The following is a 2,647-nucleotide window of genomic DNA, read 5'->3' as shown; positions in this document are numbered from 1 at the left end:
AAAATCCACACTTATTGCATGCGAAAAATGAACAAGAAGAGATGCTTTATTTCTTTGTGACATTATCAAACACAGTAGGTATTCCAACTGTTTTAATTGGTACATCAAAAGCACAACAGTTGTTCAAAGGGAATTTCCGCCAAGCTCGACGTGCAGCTAGTGATGGCTCAATTATATGGGATCGAATGGCTAAAGATAGCGAGGAATGGGAGTTCTTTTTAGAAACGTTGTGGGAATTACAATGTTTAAAGGGTTATTCAGAACTTACAGATTCAGTGAAAGAAGCTTTTTACGAGGAGTGCCAAGGAATTACCTCTGTAGCTGTAAATCTCTTTATCTTAGCTCAGGAAAGAGTCCTTTTTGATGACAATAATAATAACGAGTTAATCACCTCTAAAGTGCTGAAACAGACTGCTAAGAAAGATATGCAAATTATCCAGCCAATGCTAGATGCCATTCGCAAAAATGACTTTGCCTCAATGTACAAATATGAAGATATTATCATTAATCTAGATGAACTGATGATGAATCATAAGCGAAATACAGAGTATGAAGGTAAAGTAAAAGAAGCGATGAAAGAACGGCAAAACACATTGAATTATAAACGACAAGAAATGATACAAGCGTTAAGTGAAGAAGTAGCAGCAATTGGTATCTTTGATGCTTTAAATTCAAATGACATCACTAAAACAGCAAAGAAATTAGTAGAGAATTCTTCGGTGAACGTAGAATATAGTGCTATTAAAGCACAACTTATTTCTGAGTTAATTGGATTGAACAAGGCAGTTAATGAGAAAAAAGAGAAAGCTAGCTATTCAAATAAAATAGCAATTCTAGTAGATATTAGAGAGCAAGCTTTAAAGCAAAAGAAGCATCCTTATGAAGTTTTAGAAAAAAATAATTTCATTAAAAATCCAGTTGCTGAATTTTATTAATAATTATTTTAGGAGGAGTTAAATGCTACCTTTTTTCACAAATCCATATCCGGATGAGTTGTTGTATTCAGCCGGGGCACGTTATCACTTTTACAGTGGGAATATTGATTGTAAAGATACATTGGAAGAGTTGTTTGGCAGTCGGTCGGTGATATCGAGTGTGGGAATTGGGAGCTATTTTTCTTTTTTAGCTACTCAATTAGGTGATCATTATTCTGTAGAATCTTTGTTAGCTAATCATACAATCTATCCTTATTACGCACCTTTTTTATCGAAAGAACGACAGCAAGAAATCATTGAAGATATAAAAGGTGATGGAAAAGGACTGTACACTCGGTTAGGTTTTGTTGCTGGCGGCATTTGCAGAAAAAAAGGATTTTTTTATTGCCCAAAGTGTGCCAAAGCCGATGTTGAAAAATATGGTGAACCTTATATTCATCGAGAGCATCAACTAGAAGGTATCAATTATTGCCCGCATCATGAAATACGATTACGAAAATATCCAATTCAAAGTGATAGTCGAATCGAGTATATTCGCTTTGAAATGAAACATATGAACCTCTCTGAATTAAAAGAAGTCGAGCCGCATAAATCTATTGGTGTAAGTTTAGCGAAGCTAGCTTATCAGTTATTGCAACTTCCACTTCATCAATTAAATCGTTCGCAGATTAGAGCAAAATATAACTTGTTGCTACAAGAGCAGAATTTAATGACGGTGAATAAGCGTATTCGCCAAAAAGAGTTACATGATGCGTTTTTAGCATTCTATCCTCAGGCTTTTCTAAAGCAACATGAAAGTAATCTCAATGAGGAGTTTGAATATAATTGGCTAAAGGTTTTATTGCGTAATTCTAAGCGCCATGTGCATCCATTTAGACATTTATTATTTATGCACTTTATAAAACAAAATATTGAAACACTGCAAGACATACCTGATTATACGAATGCATTTGGAGAAGGACCATTTCCTTGTTTAAATAAGGCTGCATCTCATTACAAGGAATATGTTATTCCAGGAGTAAAAGTTACAAAAGATTTTAAATCTAAAAATCTCATCGGTACATTTACATGTTCATGTGGATTTATTTATGCGAGGAAACAGACGACTGATCGATTTGAAATTGGTAGAGTAAAGCAATTTGGTGATGTGTGGCAAAGGAAATTACAACAATTAAAAAATGAAAATTTGAGTATTAGAGCAATAGGACGGATATTAGGCGTAGATTCAAAAATGGTGAAAAGATATTTAAGTGGGAATGTTGAGTTAAATAAAGTAGTAAACAATAAGTTACCCACAAGTAAATTGCAAGAATGTAAAAGACAATGGCAGCAGTTGCAAGCTACTTATCCACAGCTGTCGCGTACAGCATTACGTGAGCAAAATGAAACTGTGTATATGTATTTATATCGGAATGATAAAGAGTGGCTAATGTCTAATTGTCCTGAACTACATCACAAAGCTATCCCGAGTGTAAAAGTAAATTGGCATAAACGAGATCGATATTACACACAACAAATTAAAGCTTTGTATAAAAGTATGTTGAATGAAGAAAAGCCAATAAGAATTACTGTTTCTTCTGTAGGTAGGCGTTTAGGTATTTTAGCAAATCTACAATATCATTTAGATAAATTGCCGCTAACAGAAGCATTACTTACTCAAATTACAGAAACAGTACGGGAGTTTCAAATCAGACGCACATACAAAATAATAG

The 2,647-nt window shown here is 34.0% G+C and carries 1 protein-coding gene and 1 pseudogene; both read left to right on the top strand.

Annotated elements, in window-relative coordinates:
• Window positions 1–935 (top strand): annotated as a pseudogene (locus tag KVT34_RS29310) (ATP-binding protein); the annotation flags it as partial.
• A 22-nt stretch (window positions 936–957) separates the two neighbouring features.
• The coding region (locus KVT34_RS29305; RefSeq protein ID WP_217563195.1) for a TnsD family Tn7-like transposition protein at window positions 958–2,647 on the top strand (1,690 nt) is incomplete at its 3' end.

This window comes from Paenibacillus sp. GbtcB18, assembly GCF_019091125.1.
GTDB classification, from domain to species: Bacteria; Bacillota; Bacilli; order Paenibacillales; family NBRC-103111; genus Paenibacillus_F; species Paenibacillus_F chitinolyticus.
The sequence above is the reverse complement of the archived record's forward strand: the minus strand, read 5'-3'. Positions and strand labels throughout refer to the sequence as shown.